20 protein-coding genes and 1 pseudogene are annotated in these 23135 nt (G+C 70.5%); 11 read left to right on the forward strand and 10 right to left on the reverse strand.

What is annotated here, in order from left to right:
- Positions 1–25: 25 nt before the first annotated feature.
- From ACIBO2_RS47125 to ACIBO2_RS47135, 3 genes are read right to left on the reverse strand one after another with little or no spacing between them, the layout of a single operon-like run.
- Complete coding sequence (locus ACIBO2_RS47125) at positions 26–772, reverse strand: ATP-binding cassette domain-containing protein (protein WP_358537965.1); 747 nt, start codon at positions 770–772, stop codon at positions 26–28.
- Positions 769–1743 carry an ABC transporter permease gene (locus ACIBO2_RS47130; RefSeq protein WP_397304390.1) on the reverse strand — a complete coding sequence of 325 codons (975 nt, stop codon included), beginning with the start codon at positions 1741–1743 and terminating at the stop codon, positions 769–771. Before ACIBO2_RS47130 ends, ACIBO2_RS47125 begins: the two co-directional genes overlap by 4 nt.
- A gap of 7 nt (positions 1744–1750) precedes the next feature.
- On the reverse strand, positions 1751–2797 hold the full coding sequence (locus ACIBO2_RS47135) for a substrate-binding domain-containing protein (RefSeq protein WP_358537970.1): 1047 nt from the start codon (positions 2795–2797) through the stop codon (positions 1751–1753).
- Between the two features lie 130 nt (positions 2798–2927).
- Between ACIBO2_RS47135 and ACIBO2_RS47140 the strand changes: the two genes are divergently transcribed.
- Positions 2928–4172, forward strand: a complete 1245-nt coding sequence (locus ACIBO2_RS47140; protein WP_358537972.1) for an ROK family protein — start codon at positions 2928–2930, stop codon at positions 4170–4172.
- A 3-nt stretch (positions 4173–4175) separates the two neighbouring features.
- A complete protein-coding gene (locus ACIBO2_RS47145) occupies positions 4176–4838 on the forward strand; it encodes a nucleoside monophosphate kinase (RefSeq protein ID WP_358537974.1) in 663 nt (220 codons plus the stop codon).
- A gap of 51 nt (positions 4839–4889) precedes the next feature.
- Here the strand turns inward: ACIBO2_RS47145 and ACIBO2_RS47150 are convergent, their stop codons facing one another.
- Genes ACIBO2_RS47150 through ACIBO2_RS47165 form a run of 4 tightly spaced genes read right to left on the reverse strand, consistent with a single transcriptional unit; the run spans position 4890 to position 9788 of the window.
- A complete protein-coding gene (locus tag ACIBO2_RS47150; RefSeq protein ID WP_358537977.1) occupies positions 4890–6029 on the reverse strand; it encodes an acyl-CoA dehydrogenase family protein in 1140 nt (379 codons plus the stop codon).
- Between the two features lie 2 nt (positions 6030–6031).
- Entirely contained in the window at positions 6032–7594 is a 1563-nt protein-coding gene (locus ACIBO2_RS47155) for an AMP-binding protein (RefSeq protein WP_397304393.1), read from the reverse strand.
- A 17-nt stretch (positions 7595–7611) separates the two neighbouring features.
- Positions 7612–8529: a sulfotransferase gene (locus ACIBO2_RS47160; protein ID WP_358537985.1), complete on the reverse strand. Its 918-nt coding sequence runs from the start codon at positions 8527–8529 to the stop codon at positions 7612–7614.
- On the reverse strand, positions 8526–9788 hold the full coding sequence (locus tag ACIBO2_RS47165) for a DegT/DnrJ/EryC1/StrS family aminotransferase (RefSeq protein ID WP_397304394.1): 1263 nt from the start codon (positions 9786–9788) through the stop codon (positions 8526–8528). The genes ACIBO2_RS47160 and ACIBO2_RS47165 overlap by 4 nt, the downstream gene beginning before the upstream one ends.
- 176 nt (positions 9789–9964) lie before the next feature.
- On the opposite strand from ACIBO2_RS47165, the gene ACIBO2_RS47170 reads away from it, so the two are divergent.
- The 5 genes from ACIBO2_RS47170 to ACIBO2_RS47190 all read left to right on the forward strand — a co-directional run bounded on the left by ACIBO2_RS47170 (position 9965) and on the right by ACIBO2_RS47190 (position 15984).
- Positions 9965–11329 (forward strand): FAD-binding oxidoreductase, encoded by a 1365-nt coding sequence (locus ACIBO2_RS47170; RefSeq protein WP_397304395.1) that lies wholly within the window; start codon positions 9965–9967, stop codon positions 11327–11329.
- A 116-nt stretch (positions 11330–11445) separates the two neighbouring features.
- Positions 11446–13230 (forward strand): carbamoyltransferase, encoded by a 1785-nt coding sequence (locus ACIBO2_RS47175; RefSeq protein WP_397304397.1) that lies wholly within the window; start codon positions 11446–11448, stop codon positions 13228–13230.
- A gap of 45 nt (positions 13231–13275) precedes the next feature.
- Positions 13276–14073: a family 3 encapsulin nanocompartment shell protein gene (locus ACIBO2_RS47180; protein ID WP_358537994.1), complete on the forward strand. Its 798-nt coding sequence runs from the start codon at positions 13276–13278 to the stop codon at positions 14071–14073.
- A 13-nt stretch (positions 14074–14086) separates the two neighbouring features.
- Entirely contained in the window at positions 14087–14851 is a 765-nt protein-coding gene (locus ACIBO2_RS47185) for an SDR family oxidoreductase (RefSeq protein WP_357960323.1), read from the forward strand.
- The gene (locus tag ACIBO2_RS47190; protein WP_358537996.1) at positions 14848–15984 is read left to right on the forward strand and encodes an MFS transporter; all 1137 of its coding nucleotides are present in this window, start codon (positions 14848–14850) and stop codon (positions 15982–15984) included. The genes ACIBO2_RS47185 and ACIBO2_RS47190 overlap by 4 nt, the downstream gene beginning before the upstream one ends.
- Before the next feature lie 60 nt (positions 15985–16044).
- Here ACIBO2_RS47190 and ACIBO2_RS47195 read toward each other — a convergent pair whose 3' ends face one another.
- The 3 genes from ACIBO2_RS47195 to ACIBO2_RS47205 form a co-directional block, all read right to left on the reverse strand.
- Positions 16045–16695 carry a response regulator transcription factor gene (locus tag ACIBO2_RS47195; protein ID WP_225289552.1) on the reverse strand — a complete coding sequence of 217 codons (651 nt, stop codon included), beginning with the start codon at positions 16693–16695 and terminating at the stop codon, positions 16045–16047.
- A gap of 491 nt (positions 16696–17186) precedes the next feature.
- Complete coding sequence (locus ACIBO2_RS47200) at positions 17187–17744, reverse strand: NUDIX domain-containing protein (RefSeq protein ID WP_397304398.1); 558 nt, start codon at positions 17742–17744, stop codon at positions 17187–17189.
- Between the two features lie 77 nt (positions 17745–17821).
- Entirely contained in the window at positions 17822–18376 is a 555-nt protein-coding gene (locus ACIBO2_RS47205) for a cupin domain-containing protein (RefSeq protein WP_358538001.1), read from the reverse strand.
- 449 nt (positions 18377–18825) lie between these two features.
- On the opposite strand from ACIBO2_RS47205, the pseudogene ACIBO2_RS47210 reads away from it, so the two are divergent.
- From ACIBO2_RS47210 to ACIBO2_RS47225, 4 genes and pseudogenes are all read left to right on the forward strand, one after another.
- Positions 18826–18879, forward strand: a pseudogene (locus tag ACIBO2_RS47210) (hypothetical protein); the annotation flags it as partial.
- A gap of 567 nt (positions 18880–19446) precedes the next feature.
- Positions 19447–20493: a hypothetical protein gene (locus tag ACIBO2_RS47215; RefSeq protein WP_397304406.1), complete on the forward strand. Its 1047-nt coding sequence runs from the start codon at positions 19447–19449 to the stop codon at positions 20491–20493.
- Positions 20490–21974, forward strand: a complete 1485-nt coding sequence (locus tag ACIBO2_RS47220; RefSeq protein ID WP_397304399.1) for a DUF5691 domain-containing protein — start codon at positions 20490–20492, stop codon at positions 21972–21974. The genes ACIBO2_RS47215 and ACIBO2_RS47220 overlap by 4 nt, the downstream gene beginning before the upstream one ends.
- Positions 21971–23050 (forward strand): AAA family ATPase, encoded by a 1080-nt coding sequence (locus tag ACIBO2_RS47225; protein ID WP_358538006.1) that lies wholly within the window; start codon positions 21971–21973, stop codon positions 23048–23050. Before ACIBO2_RS47220 ends, ACIBO2_RS47225 begins: the two co-directional genes overlap by 4 nt.
- Positions 23051–23135 lie beyond the last annotated feature (85 nt).

The raw sequence follows: 23135 nt of genomic DNA on the forward strand, positions 1-23135 counted from the left end.
TCTCCTTGGTGGTTCGGTACGGGGTTCACTGGCCGGTGGCGCCGGTGACGAGGGAGACGATCTCCTCGCCGGTGATCTCGGACGTACGGCGTCCGCCGACGCAGCGGCCGGCGCGCATCACCCAGACCTGGTCACTCAGCCGCATGACCTGCGCGAAGTTGTGGCTGATGAGCAGCACCGTGTGCCCCTCGTCGCGCAGCCGCAGGATGAGCTCCTCGACCCGGGCCGTCTCCTGGACGCCGAGCGCGGCCGTCGGCTCGTCCATGATGACCAGCCGGGAGCTGAAGCCCGCCGCGCGGCAGATGGCGACGGCCTGGCGCTGCCCGCCGGACAGCCGCCGGACGCGGGATTTCACCGCGGGGACGTTGACCGCGAGCGTGGAGACCATCTCCCGCGCGCGGGCCTGCATCGCCCGCCGGTCCAGGAACGCGATGGGACCGAACCCGCGGACGAGCTCGCGGTTGAGGAAGAGGTTCTGCCACACGGTGAGGTCCTCGACGAGGGCCAGGTTCTGGTGGACGGTCTCGATGCCCGCCCTGCGGGCGTCGTCGGGGGAGTGGAAGTCGGCCTTCTCTCCCTCGAACAGGATGTGGCCGCTGTCGGGCCGGTGGATCCCGGAGACGCAGCGCACCAGCGTGGACTTGCCCGCGCCGTTGTCGCCGACCAGCGCCGTGATCTCCCCTTGGCGCAGGGAGAGCGAGACGTCGGCGAGGGCGCGGACGTTGCCGAACGACAGGGACACGTTCTGGCAGTCGAGCAGGGTGTTCGTCATCGCTGGAACCTTGTCAGGAGCGCGGCCAGCACCACGACGATGCCGACGGCGAGAGGCTGGTAGAACTGCGAGACGCCGAGCAGCGTCAGCCCGTTGACCAGGGCGACGAGCAGGAGCGCGCCGATGACCGGGCCGATGATGCTGCCCCGCCCGCCGAACAGGCTCACCCCGCCGAGCACGACCGCGGCCACGGAGTTGAGCAGGAAGGAGGTGTTGGCGGCCGGCTCGGCCGCGCCGATCCGGGCCACCAGCAGGATGGCCCCGAGCCCGGCGAGCACACCGGAGATCGTGTAGACGGCGATCTTGACGCGCTGGGTGCTGATTCCCATGGCCGTCGCGGACTCCGCCGCCCCGCCCGTGGCCAGCACGTGCGTGCCGAACCTGGTGTGGAACAGCAGGACGTGCCCCACCACCGCGACGACCGCCGCGATGATGAACGACCAGCCGAAGATCCCGATCCCGCCGGTCGACAGGCGGAGCAGCGCCGCGTCGATGATCGTCACGGGCTTGCCCTCGGACAGGATCAGCGCCAGCCCGGAGGCCGCGGAGAGGGTGCCGAGCGTCACGATGAAGTCGGTGATCTTGCCTCGGGCGATGATCACTCCGTTGACCACGCCGACCAGGCCCGAGGCGACGATGGCCGCCAGGCACGACAGCGTCAGCCCCCAGCCCATCGCGTAGGACTGGCCGAAGGCGACCGCGCCCAAGGTCATCGCGGAGGCGATCGACAGGTCGATGCCCGCCGTGGCGATGACGAACGTCTGGCCCACGCTCAGGATGATCAGGATCGCCGCGGCGACCAGCATCGAGGCGATGTTGCCGGCGCTGAGGAATGTGGGGTTCAGCGCCTGGAAGACGATCACCAGGACGATCAGCCCGACGAGGGCCGCCCACTCGGCCCAGAAGCCGACATCCTTCAGGCGCGCGGTCCAGGCTCCGTGGTTGGGTGCGGCGATTGCGGTGTTTGCCATCTCTGTCCTACTGGATGAGGCTCTTGAACGGGTCGGTGTAGGTGCCGAACGGCTTGGGCGTGGTCGCCAGCGCCTTATCCGCGTTGTCCTTGGTGACCAGCTCGACCGGGGACTTCACCTTGGGCGGCAGCGCCTTGCCCTTCGTGGCGGCCTGGCACGCCTCGACGCCCATCAAGCCCATCGCGTACGGGTACTGGGCGACGGTGCCGTCCAGCGTGCCGGCCTTGACCGCTTCGAGGGCGTCCTTGATGCCGTCGACGCTGATGACCTTGACCTGTCCCGCCTTGCCGGCGTTGGCGATGGCCCGCGCCACGCCGAGCCCCATGTCGTCGTTGGCGACGAAGAAACCCCGCAGATCCGGCTTCGCGCGCATGACGTCGGTCGCGGCGGTGAGCGCGGTCTGGCGCTCCCAGTTGGCGGCGACGGTCTGGACGACCTTGAGATTGGGCCCGATGCCCTGCTGGAACCCCTCGACCCGGGCGCCGCTGGTGACGTCGCCCGCGATGCCGCCGATGACCGCGACGTCACCGGCCGGTACGAGCTCGCTCATCCGCTTCCCGGCCATCTTGCCGGCTTCGACGTTGTCTGTGCCGATGTAGGTGGCCAGCTTGACGTTGGCGCTGCCGGCCGCACCGGCGTCGACCGGGCTGTCGATGTTGACGATGGGCTTGTTCTGCGCGCCGATCTTGGCCAGGCCCTGGATGAGGTTGGTGCCGGTGATCGGGTTGACCACGAAGCAGGAGAAGGGCTGCCCGGCCAGGCCGTTGAGCTTGTCCGCCTGTCCGGTGGTGTCGGTGATGGAGGTGGCCGCCTGGACCGTGAGAGACAGGCCGCCCGCCTTGGCCTGGTCGTCCATGCCCTGCTTCATCGTCTGGAAGAAGGGGTTGTCCAGTCCTTTGATCACCGCGGCGACGCTCGGGCCTTCGGCGGCGGCGGCGTCTTTGCCGGACGGACCGGCGGACACGCTGGAGCCGCAGGCTCCCAGAGCCAGAGTCCCGGCCGCCAGTACGGCGGTGACCGCCGTCGCTCGCCTTCCATGCGAGGTCATGTGCATCGGATGCCCCTTTCGGCGTCAATGGGACGACCGTATGACTACTTCTGAACTCTGACAACCCATGTTTCGACTTTTTAAGTCGAAACATTCTTGACTTACGAGCACTCCCGGTCGCCGATAGAGTGGGTAAATGGCCATAACCGGTGTGTCCGCGCTGCGGATGGGAGTCAGCTCGGGCGAGATCCTCAGCCTGTTCCGTGACATCCCCGACGGGCTCACCAAGGCCGACGTCATGCGGCTTACCGGCCTGTCGCGCACCACGGTCAACCAGCGCCTCGACGGTCTGCTCGCCGCCGGGCTGCTCATCCCCGCGCCCACGGAGGCGCGCACGGGCGGCCGGCCCGCCGGTCAGTTCGTCGTCAACCGCGACCGGGGCGTGCTGCTGGTGGCCGACGTGGGCGCCACCGGCCTGCGCACCGCCGTGTGCGATCTGGGCGGGGTGGTGCGGGCCGAGCGCGACGTCCGCGCCGACGTGACCAGCGGCCCGGAGGCGATCCTGACGATCGTGTCCGAGCTGTTCGCCGAGCTGCTCGCCGAGCGCGGCCACCAGCCGGGCGACGTGCTCGGCATCGGCATCGACGTGCCCGGTCCCGTCGACTTCGCGAGCGGGCGGGTGGTCAGCCCGCCGATCATGACCGGCTGGGACCGCTTCGACATCCCGGGCTGGTTCACCGCCCGCTACAACTGCCCGGTGCTGGTCGACAAGGACGTCAACGCGATGGCCTTCGGCGAGCAGCGCCTGCGCTACCCCGACGTCCCGCACCTGCTCATGGTCAAGATCGGCACCGGTGTCGGCACCGGCCTCATCGCGGGCGGCCAGGTGCACCGGGGCGCCGACGGCGCGGCCGGCGACATCGGCCACATCCAGGTCGTGGTCGACGACGTGGCCGAGCCGCCGCTCTGCCGGTGCGGCAACCTCGGCTGCGTGGAGGCCTACACCGGGGGCTGGGCGCTCGTCCGCGATCTCCAGGCGGCGGGTCACGACATCACCACCGTCGACGACGCCGTACGCCTGATCCGCTCAGGAGACCTGGCCGCGGTACGCCTGGCGCGGCGCGCCGCCCGCATCCTCGGCGGCGCCATCGCCGACACCGTCAACCTGTTCAACCCGCGCATCATCGCGATCGGCGGCCAGCTCGCGCACACCGACGAGCAGCTCTTCGCCGGCATCCGCGAGATCGTCTACCGGCGGTCACTCCCGCTGGCCACCCGCAATCTCCAGATCGTCCGCAGCGACCTCGACCCCAACGCGGGCATACTCGGGCTCGCGCAGCTCCTCGTGGACGGGATCTACGCTCCCCAGCGGGTTCAGGAGCTCGTCGATCGCGGCGCGGCGGGCGCCGAGATCATGCTGCCCGTCTCCGGGGGAGAATGAGGCATGCGGAAATACGTGATCCTCGGGGTGCAGGGCAGCGGCAAGGGCACCCAGAGCACCCTGCTGGCCACCGACCTCGACCTCGTGCACATCAGCGTCGGCGACATCTTCCGCTGGCATGTCAAGGTCCACACCAAGCTCGGCGCCCAGGTCCGCCGCCTGGTCGCGGCCGGCGAGCTCGTGGGCGACGACCTGGTCGAGGACGTCGTCAGGGAGCGCCTCCAGCAGCACGACTGGAACTACGGCTTCATCATCGACGGCTTCCCGCGCAGCCGGCGGCAGGCGGAGTTCTTCCTGGAGAGCTACGACATCGACGGCGTGATCCACCTCGACCTGCCCGACGCGGAGGTGCGGCGCCGGGTGCTGGCCAGGCGGCTGTGCTCGCGCTGCGGCATGGACTACAACCTGATCGCCCACCGGCCCGCGACCGAGGGCAGGTGCGACGTGTGCGGCGGCGAGCTCGTCACCCGTGAGGACGACGCCCCTGACGCGCTCGCCACGCGGCTGCGCGAATACCACGACAAGATCGACCCGGTCGTGGAGCTGTTCCGCGGCAAGGAGTACGTCGTGTCGGTCGACGCCCGCGACGACAAGGCCACCGTCCAGCGCAACATCCGCGACCGCCTCAACCTGCCGCCGTACGCCGCAGAGAAGACGGCCTCGTGAAGATGGCCTCGTAAAGGCGGACTCGTAAAAGGCGGACTCGGAAAGGCGGGCTCAGGGTGCGGCGTCGCGGCCGAGCAGCTGCCGGGCGACCACCAGCTTGGTGATCTGGGCGGTGCCGTCGGCGATCTGCAATGCGATCACGTCGCGCAGCCGCTGGGCCTGCCGCAGCTCCTCCGAGTAGCCGGCCTGTCCGAAGGTGAGCAGCGCCTGCTGGACGGCGTCCGCGGCCATCCTGGGCACCCACCACTTGACCATGTTCGCCTCGGTCGTGTGCGGGAGTCCCTGGTCCTTGCGCCACAGTGCCTCGTAGCAGAGCGCCCTGCCCGCCCGCAGCTGCGTGGCGTACTCCACCAGGGGGAAGCTGAGCCCCTGGAAGGCGCCGAGCGGGCGGCCGAAGGCGTTGCGGGTGCGCGCCCGCTCCAGCGCGTCGTCGATCGCCGCCTGCGCGGTGCCCGTCGCCATCAACGCGATCAGCGCCCGCGAGTAGTCGAAGCCCCGCATGACCTGGACGAAGCCCAGGCCCTCGCCGCCCACGATCGTCTCGGACCCGGTGGTCAGGCCGTCGAAGGTCAGGTGGGCGCGGCCCACGGCGCGGTTTCCGAGGTCGCTGAACGCCTCCCGCTTCGCCGCGGCCAGGTCGGCGAGGAAGGCGGTGACGCCGCGCGCGCCAGGACCGCCCGTCCTGGCGAAGACCAGGCCGTGCGTGGCGGTCATGCCGAGCATGATCGAGGTCTTCTCGCCGTGCAGCAGCCAGGCTCCGTCCTGGACAGTGGCGCGGAACTCGATGGCGGCGGCGTCCGAGCCGTGCTCGGGCTCCGTCAGGCAGATGGCCGGGATCAGCTCCCCCGAGGCCAGGGCGGGCAGCCACTCTCCCCGCTGCTCCGGCGAGGCGTTGGCCTGCAGGATGTCGGCCACGAGCGCGGCGTTGAGCACCAGGTAGCAGCTGTTGACGTCGGCGCGGGCGAGCTCTTCCAGCACCAGGCCGGTGGTCACGGCGTCGGCGCCCGCGCCACCGTACTCCTTACGCACGCGCAGGCCGAGCAGGCCCATGCGGGCCAGCTCGCCGGGCAGCTCGGGGCGCATGGCCGCGGCCCGGTCGTCGGACTGGTAGTGCGGGGCCAGGCGCTCGGCCGCGAAGTCGCGCACCCGGGCGCGCAGCCGCTCCTGCTCGTCGTCGAACGCGAAGTCCATGCTCAGCCCATCCGTTCGCGCAGCTCGAACTTCTGTACCTTGCCCGACGCCGTCTTCGGCAGCTCGGCGACGACCGTCACGCGTTCCGGCCAGAACTGCCGGGCCATGCCGAGCCGTTCCAGATGCAGCTGTACGTCGGCGAGCGAGGGCGGCTCCCCGTCCGGGACGATGAAGGCGCACGCCCGCTCGCCGAGACGCTCATCGGGGTAGGCCACCAGCGCGGCCTCTTTGATCCGCGGGTGCCGCCACAGCGCGGCCTCCACCTCGACCACGGGGATCTTCTCCCCACCCCTGACGATCAGGTCCTTGGCCCGGCCGGTGATCCGGATGCCGCCCTCGCCGTCGTCCCTGGCCAGGTCGCCCGTGTCGAACCAGCCGTCGCCGGTGAGGGCCTCGGCGTACAGGTCGGGGCGTTTCCAGTAGCCCACGCACTGGTTCGCGCCGCGTACTTGCAGGCGGTCGCCGGCGATCCGGACCTGCATCCAGGGGGCGGGGCGGCCGTCGGAGCGCGCGGCGAGATCCGGCGGGTCCTCGGGGCGGGTGATCGTGACCGTGGCGTTCTCCGTCATGCCCCACAGCGCGTACATGCGCACGCCCAGCACCTCGCCCGCCTCCTCCACGACCTTCGGCGGGATCGGCGACCCGCCGCACGCGAAGGAGTCGAGGGTCCGCAGGTCCCGGGGCCGGGCCCGCTGCGCGGCGATGGCGTCGACCACGAACGTGGTGGCGCCCATGCCGAAGTTGACGCCCTCCGACTCGACCAGGCCGAGCATGACGTCCGGGTCCCACACGTCCTGGAACACCGCCCGGCCGCCGAGCTGGAGCGGCATCAGGAAGCAGTAGAGGTACCCGGCCTGGTGGGTGAGCGGCGAGCCCATGTGGACGACCAGGTCCTCGTCCAGCCCGAGGGCCTCCGCCTCGGTGCGGATCCCGGCGTACAGGGTGTTGTGGGTGTGCATGACGCCCTTGGGCTCGCCCGTCGTGCCCGAGGTGAACATCACCTGGGCCAGGTCGTCGGGGCCCGCCTCCGACTGACCGAGCCGGACGTCGCCGCCGGACATGAAGACGTCGTCGAAGTCGAGCGGGCCGCCGCCGATGGTCACCGCGTGCCGCAGCGTCGGCACCTCCTTGGCGATCTCGGCGAGCATCCCGGCGTGGTCGAAGCCGCGGAACGACGCGGGCGCGACGCAGACCTTCGCTTCCGTACGTTCCAGCATGAAACCGACCTCGCGTTTGCGGAGGATCGGGATGATGGGGTTGACCGCCGCGCCGACCCGCATGCAGGCCAGCGCGAGCGGCGGGAACTGCCACCAGTTCGGCAACTGCAGCGCGACCACGTCACCCGGGCCGACGCCCAGCTCGGTCAGGGCCCCGGCGAACCGCTCCACGAGTCGCGATAAGTCCGCGTACGTCAGTTTGACCAGGTCGGCGGCGCCCGCCTGGTGCGCCGTGATCGCGACGCGGCCCGGGGAGCGCTCCACGGCTCGCCGGAGGTCGTCCAGGGGTGTGCCGTCCCGCCACCAGCCTTCGCGGTAGCAGTGCTCGGCGTCGCTTCGCCAGTTCATACATGCTCCCATCGCGGTCAGAGGCTGGTCAGGCGGTAGCCGTACCTGCTCATGAGCGGCAGCGCGGCCAGGGTGCTCAGCGCGACGCTCGAGGCCGGCAGGGCGGTGCGCCAGGCGTCGTCGGGCCTGATGGCCACCGGCCCGGTGCGCAACCGGTCGGGATTGCCGGTCACGGTGTGGTTGACGCCGAGCCGGGCGGCGTTCCCGTCGAGCACCGGGCCGGGCGGCGGGAGCCCCGCCCACGCCATGACCTGGCCGATCGTCTCGGCGGGCCGCGCGGCGAAGTCCTCGTACCTGACCCTGAGGCACCTGCCGGGATAGGCGCGCGCGATCCACTCCGACGCCGCGTTGAAGCCGGTCCAGTACGCGCTGCTGCGCAGGGGGCTCATGGCCGGGATGTAGCCCTTGGCGCGGTGCCACGAGTAGGCGGTCGCCCTGGGGTCGCGCACCATGTGCAGCACCTGGGGCCGCAGGTCGGGCAGGCCCATGAGGTGGGCCGCCTCGGCGGGGAACTTGGAGGTGTCGACGATCACCTCGGCGCCCAGCGCCGCGCCGATCGCGGTGTAGAGCCGCCGCTTGACCTCGCTGATGCGCCGCACGTCGCGCGGCGGCCGGGCCATGCCCCGGGCCTCGCGCAACCGCTCCTGAGTGAAGCGGGTGCGCAGGTGGGCGTTGTGCAGGCCGATCATCTCCCTCGCGAGGGTGTGACCGTCCAGCTCGCGCAGCACCTGTCGCCACACGTCGCAGTCCTGGAGGTCCTTGCCGCAGCCGCAGGTGCTGTTGGTGCCGGTGCCGAGCACGCCGTTGGACCACAGGTAGTTGAGCTCGCCCACGTGCGCGACGCCCGGCAGTTCGTTGAGCAGGTTGCCGAGCAGCGTGCTGCCCGACCTGCACCAGCCCGTGACGTAGAGCACTCGCGGCGCTGTGGGTGTCATCGGCTCGCGGTCCGTCCGGCGACGGCGCTCTCACTGCTTGGCTTTGTGGCGGATGCTCTTCCGGCGGCGGCTTTTCTGATGGCGGTCACCAGGCGGTCGCAGTCGGCCAGGTCCAGGTTCGCCGAGAGTGGGATGTCGATCGCCTCGCTGACATAGCGCGCCGACGTCGGGAACAGGCTCCGCGCGGCCTCCGGGTTGTCGCCGAGCAGGAAGTGCCAGTTCCAGAAGGCGCGTACGTTGACGTCGTCGCGGTCGCCGAGCGCGCGGGCGTCGACCCCCTCGGCCGCGACGGCCCCGGCGAACGCGACGCACTCCCGCGGCGTGGCCCCCGGCAGCCGGAACACCAGCGCCTCGCCGAGGTAGGCGCCGGGCGCCACCGGCTGCCGCAGCGCGATCCCGTCAAGGTCCGCCAGCCGCTCGGCCACGTAGTCGTAGTTGCGGCGATGGGCGGCCAGCCGGTCGGGCAGCCGCTGGAGCAGGGCTCCGGCCAGCGCCGCCCTGATCTCGTCCATGCGGAAGCTGAAGATGGGGTACGCCCGGTCGTCGACGTCCGGGACCTTGCCGGGGAAGTGGCGGGCCATCCGGCCTTCGTAGGCGCCGCTGTAGACCGCCGCGCGGGCGTACGCCTCGGGGTCGTCGGTGAGCAGGAAGCCGCCTTCGCCGGTGTTGAGCGACTTGTCGGACTGGGTGCTGAAGGCGCCGAAGTGGCCGAACGTACCCAGGTAGCGGCCGTCGAGCCGCGCGCCGAGGGCGGGCACCGCGTCCTCGACCACCAAGGCCCCGTACTCCTCCGCCAGTCGGCATATTTCCGGCATGTCGCTGGCGAAGCCGCGCATGTGCACCACGACGACCGCCTTGGCGCCCTCGTCGAACACCCGGCGCAGGTCGCGCACGTCCAGGTGCAGGTTCTCGTCGCACTCCACGAGCACCGGCCGGTGCCCGGCGAGCAGGATCGCGCTCGGCGTGGCCGCGAAGGTGAACGCGGGGCAGGCGATCGGCGAGCCGGCGGGCAGCTGGAGGGCGAGCAGGCTCAGAGTGATCGCGGTGGTGCCGCTGGCGCAGGCCAGCGCGTGCCCGGCGCCGAACACCTCGCACAGCCGCCGTTCGAAGAGCCCGGTAAATGTCTCCTCGTGCGGCCGGAAATCGTAACGGAAGAACAACCGGGCGCGCAGCGCCTCGATCGCCGCGGCGATGTCCTCCGGGCTGAGGAAGACATCACCCTTGTCATAAGTGGGCCAGGTGGTCAGAGGTGGATTCACCGGTCCCTCGAATCTGTTGGTACAAATAACGTGAGCTATTTGGTCGGGTAGTGAATTACGCGCTGGACCTAAGAGCCGACTATCGCGGCAAGTCCCCGGAAAGACAACCCCCTCGCGTGTGTCACAAATGCGTGATAAGCCGTCGAAGAACCTCGGCCCGAGAAAGGAACGAGCCAGTGACGGTCTCCACGCTGAACGCCCTGAACGCCGCCTGCCCCGATCGGGTGGTCGGACCCGGCCACCCCGCTTATGACGAGGTGCGGCTGCTCTTCAACGGCATGCACGATCTACGGCCGCGGCTGATCTGCCTGCCGCGTGACGTCGCGGAGCTGCGGGCGGTGATCCGTACCGCACGCGAGTCCGGGCTGGTCACGGCGGTACGCGGCGGCGGGCACAACGTCGCCGGGTACGCCTCCGTCGAGGACGGGCTGGTCATCGACCTGCGGCTGATGAGCTCGGTGACGGTCGATCCGGGCCGGCACACCGCCACGGTCGGCGGCGGCGCCACCTGGAGCCAGGTGGACCTGGCGACCACCGCGTACGGGCTGGCCACCACGGGCGGCACCTTCGACACCACCGGCGTCGGCGGCCTGACCCTGGGCGGCGGCCTCGGACATCTGATGGGCAGATACGGCCTGACCTGCGACAACGTGCTCTCCTACCAGCTCGTCACGGCCGCGGGGGAGGTGGTCGAGGTGGACGCGGAGCGCGATCCCGAGCTCGACTGGGCGCTGCGCGGCGCGGGCCACAACTTCGGCGTGGTGACGGAGTTCCGCTTCCGTACGCACCCGGTGGGCCTGCTCTACGGCGGCTGCGTGGCCTATCCGCGCGCCGAGCTCGGCCGGGCCGTACGCCTGTTCCGCGAGCTCATGCTCGACGCGCCCGACGAGCTCAACTGCACGCTGTTCCTGAAGAGGTACGGTCCCACGCACGTCCCGGCGGCGGTGATCTGCGTGGCCTACAGCGGCGACGACGAGGGATACCGGGCGGCGCTGGAGAAGCGGCTGCGCGGGCCGGAGCTCCTCGACTGGCAGCTCATGCCCAGGTCGTACCTGTCGCTGCAGACCGCGCTCGGCCGTCTGGCGTTCGGGCTCAGGCACTACTGGAGCGCCCGCTTCGCCGACGCCCTGCCGGACGCGCTGGCCGACGCGCTGGTCGAGCGGTTCCTGGCCGGCCGCTGGCTGGGGCCCTTCAGAGACGGGATCCTCGTCGAGGCGTTGCACGGCGCGGTGCGGCGGGTGCCCCCCGAGGCCACGGCCGTGCCCTTCCGCGGCGCCGCCTTCAACGTCACGGGCACGGCGATCTGGGCCGACCCGGCCGCCGACGAGGAGCGGATCGCCTGGGCGCGGTCCGTCTCGGCCGCCGCCGAGCCGTACAGCCGCTGGGGCGACGGCTACATCAACTATGCGTCCACCGGCGACCGAGTCAGGAAGACCTTCGGCCAGACGGCCTTCGACCGGCTGACCTCGGTGAAACGGCGGCTGGACCCGGACAACTTCTTCCGCGCCAACTACAACGTCGCGCCCTCACCCGTCCGCTGAGCCGCGTCCACCGGCTCAACGATGCGTCGCCCCCGGGGTCATCACCAGGTGGACGCCGTCCAGGGCGGCATGACCTTCACTGGTGGGACCCGAGTCCTTCACCGCAAGGAGTTCTCGTGATCGTCCTCGGATACAACGGGTTCGGTAAGGTCGCCGAACTCTTCGCGCGTTATTACGGGTCGACGGGAATCGACCGCCACATGCTCTACGGCCACGATTCCTCGGCGGCCCTCATGGTGGACGGGGAATTGGTCGCGGCCGTGGAGGAGGAGCGGCTCAATCGCGAGAAGAAGACCGCCCGGTTTCCGGCCCGGGCCATCGAATGGGTTTTAAGGGCGGCCGGGAAAACGTACGACCAGGTCGATGTCTTCGCGCATTCCTGGCGTTTCTCCCAGGACGTCATGAACAACATGATCGCCGAGATCGTGGACGCCGACGCGCCGGTGGACAAGAAATTCGCCAGGCTGCGGCGGCTGGACGACACCTATACCAGGATATTCAGCCAGGAGGCCATTCTCGCCGACTTCCACGAGCACACGGGCCACCCGCTGACCGCCGAGAAGCTGGTCACGGTGCCGCATCACCTCGCCCACCTGATGACGGGATACCACCTGTCCGGGGGCGGGGAGGCGGCCTTCGTGGTCAGCGACGGCCGGGCGGAGTGGCTGTCGGCGATCCTCGGCGAGGTGCGCGACGGCAAGGTGCGCCTGTTCGACGACGCGACCGTGGACGGGGACAACTCGCTCGCCCTGCTGTTCGCGGTGCTGACCAGGTATCTCGGCTTCATGCCCAACAACGACGAGTACAAGGTCATGGGCCTGGCCGGCCACGGCCCGCCGCCGGAGCCCAACCCGCTGCTCAAGCACGTGGTGGCGCTGACGGGCAACGGCCGCTACACCATCCCCTACGCGCCGCGGGCCGTACGCGCCTATTACGCGCTGTTCGACCGGATCTTCGACACGGACCCGGACGGCCGGGAGGACTTCGACGTGCGGGTCCGGGTCGCTGCGGCCGCACAGGAGATGGTCGAGGCGGTGACGGCCCACCAGTTGCGCGCGCTGGAGGAGCGCAGCGCGCTCCCGAGGCTGCTGTTCGAGGGCGGCCTGGCGCTGAACTGCGTCAACAACACCAAGCTGCTCGAAGGCTCCAGGTTCGCCGAGATGGAGGTGAGCTTCGGCGCCAGCGACCCCGGTGTGGCCATCGGCGCCGCCTTCTACGCCAGTCAGGAGGGGGGCGACAAGCCGCGGGTCTCCGGCTCGCCGTATCTGGGGCCCGCGTACGGCGACGACGAGATCCTCGCCACCCTCGACGCCCACGCGGGGCGCGTCGAATGGCGTGAGCTGGCACCCGGCGACGTGGCGCGGGAGACGGCGGCGCTGCTGCGGGAGAAGTGCGTGCTCGGCTGGTTCCAGGGCCGGACCGAATACGGGCCGCGCGCGCTGGGCAACCGGAGCATTCTGGCCAATCCCCGGTTCGGCGATATCAAGGACATCATCAACGACCGGATCAAGCACCGGGAGCCGTTCCGGCCGTTCGCGCCCGTCGTCCTGGAGGACGTGGCACCCGAGGTGTTCGAGATGGGGAAGAAGCGGGCCTCGCCGTACATGACGTTCGTCTTCCCCGTACGGCCCGGCTACCGCGACCTGATTCCCGGCGCCACGCACGTGGACGGCACGTCCAGGATTCAGACGATCCGCGAGGAGGACAACCCGCTGCTGGCGGAGTTGCTCCGCGCCTTCACCGAGCTGACCGGGGTGCCCTGTCTCATCAACACCTCGTTCAACGTGGCCGGTGAGCCCATCGTGTGCTCTCCGGCCGACGCCATGGACTGCTTCCTGAAGACCGAGATGGATTACCTCGTGCTCGGACGGTTTGTAGCCACCAAATCAGCTCAGCGTTGACAACCATTTGTGCCATTTCAACGGTCTTCTGAGGAGGGGCAAGGTATGTCTCCTGGCGAGGAGTTCGCGTGGGCGGTGGCGGGCTCGCGGAACGGTGGCGACGTCGAGGTGCCGTACCGGCTGGCGCTGACCGAGGCGTTCCCGCTGTTCAAGACCCGGCCGCGCTACACGGTCCGGCACCTGCTGAAGAGCGCGAAGGTGGGCGACGGGCAGGTGCCCTACGTCCATGAGGCGCCACCGCCCGAGCTGGCGCCGTCGGGGACGTCGTACGCCGAGACGCCCGAGTCCGTCTTCGCCGCCAGCGTCCGCGTGGCCGGTCTGACCGAGGTCAAGGTCGGTGTGCCCGTGCCCAAGGGCGTGCTCGACGAGCCCGGCCTGCTCGCCGCCTTCGTGGACTACCGCGTGCTCGTACGGCTGTCCACGGTCGAGAACCAGATCCTGCTGCACGGCTCGGGCGACGGCGCGATCGACGGGCTGCTGCACCTGGCGGAGTCGCGGCACGCGCCGTTCGACGGCGATCCCGAGGACGTGCTGACCGAGGCGGCGGCCGAGGTCGAGGAGACCGGCGGCTCGTGCGACGGGATCGTCACCCACCCCGGCCTGTACTGGAAGCTGGTCCGGGACGGGGCGCTCGACCGGCTGGCGACGGCCGGGATCCGCGTCTCGCGCACCCGCATGATCGGCGCGGGGGACGCGCTGCTCGGCGACTTCCGCGCCGCCGTGACGCTGCTCGACCCCGCGCAGTCCACGCTGCGGCTGCGCAGGGACACCGAGGTCATCGAGGCGAGCACCCGCGTCGGCCTGGCCGTACATCTGCCGCAGCACTTCCTGCTGGTCTCCTGAGAGGTGTCTGATCATGGACCTTGGGTTGAACGGACGTGTCGCGCTCGTGGCGGCGGCCAGCAGCGGGCTCGGGCTGGCCGTGGCCCGCACGCTGGCGGCCGAGGGCGCGCATGTCTCCATCTGCGCGCGCGAGCCGGACCGGCTGGCGCGGGCGCACGCCGAGATCGACGCGGCGGGTCCGGGACGGGTGCTCAGCACCAGCGTGGACGTGCGTGACGAGGCGGCCGTGGCCAAGTGGGTGGGGCGCACCGCCGACGAGTTCGGCTCGCTGCACATCGTGGTCAGCAGTTCGGGCGGGGTGCCGCACGGGTCGCTGGAGGAGTTCGACGTGCCCGTGTACCGGCGGGCGCTGGAGGACAACACGATCCCGCACGTGAGCGTCGTCCTGGCCGCCCTGCCGCACCTGGACACCGGCTGGGGCAGGGTGCTGATGCTCACCTCGGAGGCGGTACGCCAGCCGCTGCCCCTGACCGGCCTTTCGGCGGTGGCCCGGCTGGGCGTGCTGGGCTTCGCCAAGGGCCTCGTGCCTAGCCTCGGCCCGCGCGGCATCACCGTGAACGTCCTCGCCCAGGGCTTCCACCGCACGCCCGCGCTGGACCACCAGTTCGGCGACGAGGCGGACGCGGCGCTGGCGCGGGTGGCCGAGGGCCTGCCGATGCGCAGGATCGGGCGGCCGGGCGACTTCGGGGCGATCGCCGCGTTCCTGGCCAGTGAGCACACCTCCTTCATCACGGGCGTGGTGCTGCTGGTGGACGGCGGCAACACCCGCGGCCTGTGACCCCCTGGGCGCGGACGTTCGCCGGGCTGGTGGCGGCGCTGTTCGTCACCTTCACGGCGTTCGGCGCGGCGGTGCCGGTCATCCCGCGACTGGTGACCGAGGAGCTGGGCGGCCCGCCGTTCGCCGTCGGCGCGGCCTTCACCGCGACCGCGGCGGTAACCCTGGCACTGCGCCCCTACGGCGGCCAGCTCGCGCAGCGCTTCGGCGGTCGCCGGCTGATGCTGGCCGGCTCGGCGCTGGCCGCCGTCATCGGCGCCCTGTACGCGCTCCCGTGGGGCCTGCCCGGCCTCATCACCACCCGGCTCGTCATGGGCGTCGCCGAGGCGTTGTTGTTCACGGCGGGCTCGGTGTGGACGGTCCAGCTCGCCCCCGAGAACCGCCGGGGTCAGATCGTCGGCTGGTACGGCCTGGCGATGTGGGGCGGCTTCATGGCCGGGCCCGCCCTGGGCGAGTCGCTGTACCGGCTCGGCTCCTACCCGGCGGTGTGGGCCGCCGCCGTGGTCCTGCCGCTCCTCGCCGTCGCGGTGCTGAGCTTGCTGCCGTCCGGCGCGCGGCTGCCGGTCGTGTCGCGCAAGCTCATCCCGGGCGCGGCGGTGCTGCCGGGGCTGGCGCTGGGCATGGGGGCGTTCGGGTACGGCGTGCTGGTGGGCTTCGGCGCGCTGGCCCTGTCTTCCAGAGGGATCTCCAACGGGCCCGTACTGCTGAGCGTGTTCAGCGCCGCGTACATCACGACCCGGCTCGTGGCCGGTCGCCTCCCGGACCGGCTCGGCCCGATGCCGGTGATCGTCGCGTCGAGCCTCGCGCAGGCCGCCGGCCTGGCCATGATCGGGTTCGCGCCCGGCTGGTGGGTGGCGGCGGCGGGGGCGGTGCTGTCGGGGGCCGGGTTCACCCTGCTCTACCCGTCGCTCGCGATGATCACTATCAGTCGAGCTCCGGAGGCGGAGCGGGGGGCGGCGCTGGGGGCGCTGAGCTCGCTGTACGACATCTTCTTCGGGCTCGCGGGGCTGGTCGGCGGGGTGGTCGCGGACATCAGCTATCCGGGGACGTTCGCGCTGGCGGCGGCCGTCGTACTCGGCTCACTCGCCCTCGGGCCGCTGGCGACGCGCCAGATCCCTGCGCGGCGATCAGGTTGACCTGAGGCCGGAGCAGCGGTCGGCGGAGGAGACCCATTGGCGGTCAGGTGGCATGGGCGGTCAGGTTGACATGAGGCCGGAGCGGTAGGCGAAGGAGACCAGCTGGGCCCGATCCTTCGCCTTCAGCTTCGCGCGGAGCCGGTGCAGATGTGTCCGTACCGTACTGACCCCGATGTACAACTCTCCCGCCACCTCCTCGGTCGACCGCCCCTGCGCGACCAGGAGCAGCACCTGCTGCTCGCGCGGCGTCAACCCGGCCAGCGTGGGCTGTTCCAGCTCGGCGGGAGGGGGTTCCCGCTGTCTGAACCAGTCGACCAGCCGCTGGGTCACGACGGGCGAGAGCATGGTCTGTCCCCGGCCCGCCGCCCTGATGACGGCGACGACCTCGTCCTGCGTGGAATCCTGGGTCAGCAGCCCGTTCGCGCCCGCGCGCAGCACGTCGGTGACCGTCTGGTCGGTATGGTCGACGGTGAAGACGACCACCCGAGGCTCGGGGTCCAGCTTCTCGGCCCGTAATCGCTGGATCAGCTCCAGCCCGGACAGCCCGCCGAGAGTCAGCCCGGTGACCACCACCTCGGGATGATGCTTGCGGGCGAGCATGATCGCATGGACGCCGCTGTCGGTGGTCTCGATCACGTTGACGTCGTCCCGGGAGGCCAGGATCGACAGTAGGCCGAACCGCGTGATCGCGTATTTATCACAGATAATCACTCTTAGTGACGCACCGCACATGCGAACTCTTTTCCGTGATTTGTGGGCAGCATGTCACATCTGTTCGGTTACGCCGGGGATGTACACGCGAATTCAGGGATTTCTAGGGGGCGCAGCATCTTGACATTTGATCCGACTTGGAGCTGGACGAGTGGGTAATGCGCTGTGGCGTGTGCGACAGGTGGGGCGGCGATGGCCACTGTCCGTCTGCACGGCTTGTTCCGTCGCCCGCTCAATGGCCGCGTGATCGCCCCCGTCGTCCCACCGCGCTGCTGCTCAACGCCACGGCCGCCGGGTAACCCTGGCGTGGCCGCGTGGCGCCGCTCACGGTGGCCCCCGCGAGGAAGCTGCGGAAGCGGCAGGGCGAAAAGGCGCAGTGCTCTGCGGACGGCGCTTTAGCGTCGTCCTATCGAATCCGAGGACTCAGCGGGAATTCTCGATGATCCCGTCTTTAAGCAGATTTGCCGTTGGTGTCGTTCGAGCGGGATGCGCTACTGGTTCGAGAGCAAGAACAGCGTGTAGGCCGCCAGTGTGGCGGCGTCCGTGATCTCGCTGTCGCGGATCATGGCCTCGAAGTCCGTGCGCTTGAACCACCGATGCAGCAGATCCTGCTCCTCGACCTCCAGCTCGTTGGGCCCCGGCTCCAGCCCGGTGGCCACGAACACGTCGAAGCCCTGTGACGACATGCCCTTGGCGCAGCTCAGCCGTCCCAGGTGCCGCATGTCCGCCGCCGTCAGGCCGGTCTCCTGGCGCAACTCCTCGCGTGCCAGATGCTCGGGGTCACCGGTCCGCATCTGCGGGAACGTGCCCTGCGGGAACTCCCACGACCGGGCGCGGATCGGGTAGCGGTACTGCTCCACCAGGTGCAGCCCGTCGTTCTCGACCGGGATGACCAGCGCGTAGTCGGGCTTCTCGACGTACGAGTAGATGCCTTCGGAGCCGTCCAGGCGGCGGATGCGGTCCTCGCGCATGCGCAGGTACGGGCTCTCGTACACGACCTCGGTCGAGAGGCGCCTGATGGGGTGTTCGCTGTCCGGTCGTACGTCCATGGCTCCTACTCGAATTGCGCGGTGAAGTCTGTCCGTGGCTCCTACTCGAATCGCGCGGTGAAGTCTGTCCGTGGCTTCTACTCGGTTCGCGCGGTGAAGTCGGCGAAGTCGAATCCCGGTGAGACGACGCAGCTGACCAGGACCTCCTCGCCGCCGGCGGGCCGGGCCGACTGCCACACGCCGCCCGGCACCACGGCCTGCGGCACCTGGCCGTCCTCGACCAGCGGGCCCAGGATGACAGTCTCGTCGCCGATGGTCAGCTCCAGCGGGCCGCCCCGATGCCACAGCCACACCTCGTCGGACCGGACCACGTGCGGCACCGACTCCTCACCGGGACCCAGCAGGAAGTAGATGCCGGTGGCGGAGGAGCGGGGCCCGGGATAACCGGCGGGCAGGAAGGTGACGGGAGCCCGCCAGGTCTCGCGGAACCAACCGCCCTCGGGATGGGGCAGCAGATCCAGGGCTCGGGCGATGGGCGGCCGCTCCTCGAACGCGATCGCCGCGCCGGTGACGTCACGACGCAGGAAGCGGGTGCCGTCGAGGACCAGCTGGCCGTCCAGCTCACTGGCCAGGGCCTCAGCCTCGTCGGCGACCTCGATGGACGGGCCGCTGGGATAGATCGTCAGCTCCACGTTGGTGATCCTACGTGCTGGGGTTCGCGGTGGCGGTGAGGTCGGTTGGCGGCGAACGGATCGCCCGGGTGCCGGTTTGCCGACGACTGCGGTTGACCGAGTGACAGGAGTGGGGTGGACCGACACACAGGAGCGCAGGGGAGCGACTGACAGGAGTGGGGTGGAGCGACTGACAGGAATGGCGTTGAGCGACGTCGTCTCACCCTGACCAGTAGCCGTGTGGATCTACTTGATGGATCGGTTGGAGCGGGCGGTAATTGTCGGTCGAGCTGGCTAGTCTGCGGCAAGTGATCGAACGGTGGAGCCGTGATCAGGTGCTCGCTCTCGCCCCCGACGCCTCGTCCCAGAAGGCGGCGCAGGGCGTGGCGACACCTGGCAAATGGAGCTTGCGCGGCACGACTGACGACGTGCTGTTCGGTGAGTGCAAGGGGAGTGGGGCCACGCCCTACATGGCGTGCGTCGACCTCTCCGAGCCCGCATATCGGTGCAGTTGCCCCAGCCGGAAGTTCCCGTGCAAGCACGCGCTCGGGCTCCTGCTCATGTGGTCGGCAGACGGGGTTCCCGCCGCCGATTCGCTGCCGCCGTGGGCCGCGGAGTGGGTCGCTATACGTACGGAACGTGCCGCCAAGGCGGCGGCCAAGCTCGAGGCCGCCCGCGCCCGTGCCACCGCGGAAGCCGAGAGCGACCCGGAACCGGCCGACTGGCCCGAATCGGATCCGACGCCGAACGCCGGGTCGGGTGGCGACCCAAACACAGCGTCGGACACGGGCTTGGGTGTCGGGTCGGGTTCGCACGCCGGATCGGGCACGGCGACGAACACGGGCATGGGCCCGGGCAGCGAATCGGGCACAGCGTCGGACACGGGCGCGGCCTCGGGCGGTGGACCGGGCACGATCTCGGGAACTGATTCGGGACCAGGTTCGGGCACGTCCTCGGGCTTGGGCGCGGAAGGTGGGCAAGGCTCGGGCGCGGCGGCTGGCGGTGGGTCCGGTCAGGGCTCCGGGCCGTCCTCCACTGGTAGGTCAGGTGGTGGGCGGGGTGCAGGGGTTGAGTCCGTTCGGCATGCGCGGGTGAGTGCCGGACTGGCCGAGCTCGAACGGTGGCTGGCCGACCAGGTGCGACAGGGCCTGGCGGGGACCGACGCCGACGAATGGGACGACCTGGCCAAACGCCTCGTCGACGCCCAGGCACCGGGCGTCGCCAACGCGCTCTCCCGGTTGCGGGAGGTGCGCATGGCCGACGACTGGCCGAGTCGGCTGCTGGCCGAATACTCGCTGATCAACCTACTGGCGGTCGCCTACCGGCGGCGAGCCGAGCTGCCTGGGCCGTTGCGCCAGACCGTCCTGATCCGCGCGGGCTTCCCCGTCGCGCGGGAGGACGTGCTGGTCCGGCCGGTCGTACGCGACCGGTGGCACGTCGTGGGCAGACGCGACGAGGAACACGACCGGCTGACCGCCCGCCGGGTCTGGCTCCGGGGCCATGACACGGGCCGGGCGGCGCTGATTCTCTCCTTCGCCGCCTCCGGCCAGCCGCTCGACGCCTCGCTGGTCACCGGCACCACGATCGACGCCGACGTCGCCTTCTACCCGGGCGCCGCACCCCTCCGCGCCCTGGTAGCCGCCCGCCACGCCATCCCTCGAAGCCTTCCCACTGACCGGACCACCTTCGCCGACCAAGGCGACGCCTCCGACCGGAACGCCTCCGACGATCGAGCAGATCTCGCCGGCCGGATGGATCTTGCTGGTGGGACGGATCTCGGGGGCCGGAGCGTCGTCCCCGACGGTCGGGCGGAGTTTGGCGGCCGGAGAGATCTCGGTGGCCGGGTTGATCTCGACGGCCGGGTCCCGCCCGGAGTGTCGCCGGAGAAGGCGCTCGGTGAGATCGCCGCCGCTGTGACCGCCGACCCGTGGACCGACTCCTGGCCCGTCGTGCTGGCGGGTGTGGTTCCTGGCCGCACTTCTGTGGGCGGGTTCCCGCTGCACCCGAGGTCACGTGACCCGTGGCGGTTGATCGCAGTCTCCGGCGGGCGGCCGGTGACCGTGGCCGCCGAGTGGACCCCACTGGGCCTGCGCCCGCTGACCACCTGGGCCGACGACGGAACGGCGGTGATCCTGTGACCTGGGACGACCTGGCATCGACGGCACTGGTCGGCACCGACCGCAGGCCGTACGAGGGAGACCTGCTTGAAAGCGCCGCCGTAGAAGTGGTGCGCCGCCGCGCCGGTCAGCAACTCATCGAGACGACCAAGGCCGAGACGACCAAGGCCGAGACGACCAAGGCCGAGACGACCGAGGGCGACAGGGCCGACGGCCAGGCGACAGCGCGTGAGGCGACAGCGGGCGAGGGGGCCGAGAGCAAGGCACCGGCGGGTGAGGCGGCAGTGGGTGAGGCCACCGAACAGGGGTGGGCGAAAGACGAGGAGTTGCCCGCCGTGACCGCCCAGGCCGCCGAGCGCCTGGCCAGGATCCTGGGCGGCGAGTACGACCGTCTGCTCCCCGAATGGCTGGCCGCCGCCTCCACCGCAGGCCGCAGAGTGCCCCCGTACGTCCTGCCCGAACTCCTCGACCGGGGCAGACGCGACCAGTCGATCAGGGCGAATCTCGGCCTGGTCGCCGGGCAGCGCGGCAGGTGGCTGGCCGCCCTGAACCCCGATTGGGCGTACCTGCTCGAAGAGCCGACCGGCGAGACGTGGGAGCTGGGCAGCTCGGCCGACCGCCGCGCCTACCTGAGCCACCTCCGAAGGCACGACCCCAAGCAGGCCAGGACGCTCCTGGAGGCGGGCTGGGAGCGTGAGGGGCCGGACGACCGGGCGGCGTTCGTCGAGGTGCTGGCCGACGGGTTGTCGATGGACGACGAGCCGTTCCTGGAGCAGGCCCTCGACGACCGCAGGCGAGAGGTACGCCAGCAGGCCGCCAACCTCCTCACCCGCCTCCCCGAGTCGCGCCTGGCCCAGCGTATGGCCGTACGCGCGAGAAGCTGCCTGACCGTCGCCAGAAGCACGATCATCGTCGAGGCGCCCACAGCGTGTGACAAGGCGATGGAGCGCGACGGCATCCGGGCCAAGCCCCCGAGAGGCACCGGCGAGCGGGCCTGGTGGCTCCAGCAGGTCGTCGCCCGCGCGCCCCTCGCTCTCTGGGGCAGCCCCGCCAAGCTGCTCAAGATGAAGATCCCTGACTGGGACGGTGAGGTGAAGACCGCCTGGGTGCGGGCGGCTGTGCTGCAGCGGGATCCGGGGTGGGCGCGGGCGATGTTCGCGTGGGACCCGATCGCGGATCTGCTGGAGGCGCTGGGCCCGGACGAGCAGCAACAGCTTGCCGCCGATTTCGTGAAGAAGCATGACCTGGACAGCCAATTGATCATGGTGCTGGGCGGCGTGTCCTCGCACTGGCGGGAGAAGCTGGCGACGGCCGTCCTCCGCAAGATCACCAAGGTGGCCACCACCCAGCCGTGGAACCTCGGTGAGCTGATCAAACTGGCCGGCGAGCACATCGACCCGGCGCTCGCCGAGCTGGCCGAGAACTACTCACCCGTGCCGCCCATCCAGCAGGTCGCCGCCCTGCTGCGCTTCCGTGCCGACCTGATGAAGGAGCTCTCATGACCGTTCTGCGCCCCCATGCGGAAGACCAGTACGCCGAGGAGTTGGCCGTACTCGCCAAGGACGACGACCGGACCAGGCCACCCGGCTGGAAGCTGTCCCCGTGGGCCGTGACCACGTACATCCTTGGCGACGGCCGGCAGATCACCCCGAAATACGTGGGCGCCCGCCGCATCGTCGAGGTCGCCGTCGCCACCCTGGCCACCGACCGCGCGCTGCTGCTGCTCGGCGTGCCCGGCACGGCCAAGACCTGGCTGTCCGAACACCTGGCCGCCGCGATCAGCGGCGACTCCACCCTTTTGGTGCAGGGTACGGCCGGGACGGCAGAAGAGGCCATCCGCTACGGCTGGAACTACGCGCGGCTGCTGGCCGAGGGCCCGTCCGTGGAAGCGATGACCCCGTCGCCCGTCATGCGGGCCATGGCCGAGGGCCGGATCGCCCGCGTCGAGGAGCTCACCCGCATGCCCTCCGACGTACAGGACGCCCTGATCACCGTCCTGTCGGAGAAGACGCTGCCGATCCCCGAGCTCAACCGCGAGGTCCAGGCCGAACGCGGCTTCAACGTCATCGCCACCGCCAACGACCGCGACCGGGGCGTCAACGAGCTGTCCAGCGCCCTGCGCCGCCGCTTCAACACCGTCGTACTGCCGGTGCCCGCGACCGCCGAGGAGGAGGTGGACATCGTCTCGCGCCGCGTCACCCAGCTCGGCCGTTCGCTGGAGCTGCCCGAGACCAGCACGGGGCTGGCGGAGATCCGCCGCGTGGTGACGGTGTTCCGGGAGCTGCGTACGGGTGTGACGGAGGACGGCCGTACCAAGGTCAAATCACCCAGCGGCACCCTGTCCACGGCCGAGGCCATCTCGGTGCTGACCAGCGGCATCGCCCTCGCGGCCCACTTCGGCGACGGCGTGCTACGGCCCTCCGACGTGGCCGCCGGGATCGTGGGCGCGGTGGTGCAGGAGCCGGTGTCCGACCGGGTGGTGTGGCGCGAATACCTCGAAACGGTTGTCCGCGAGCGCTCCGACTGGCGCGACTTCTACCGCGCCTGCCGTGAGGTCTCGTCAACGACCCCCTCCTGAAGGAGAGGGCTTGAGGTGCCGTCAGGTGCTTTGAAGCCCCGCGTTGACCAGCCCTAGTCATCACCGTTGGAGGTGTGATCCAGAT

The organism is Nonomuraea sp. NPDC050022 (assembly GCF_044460705.1).
GTDB lineage: Bacteria > Actinomycetota > Actinomycetes > Streptosporangiales > Streptosporangiaceae > Nonomuraea.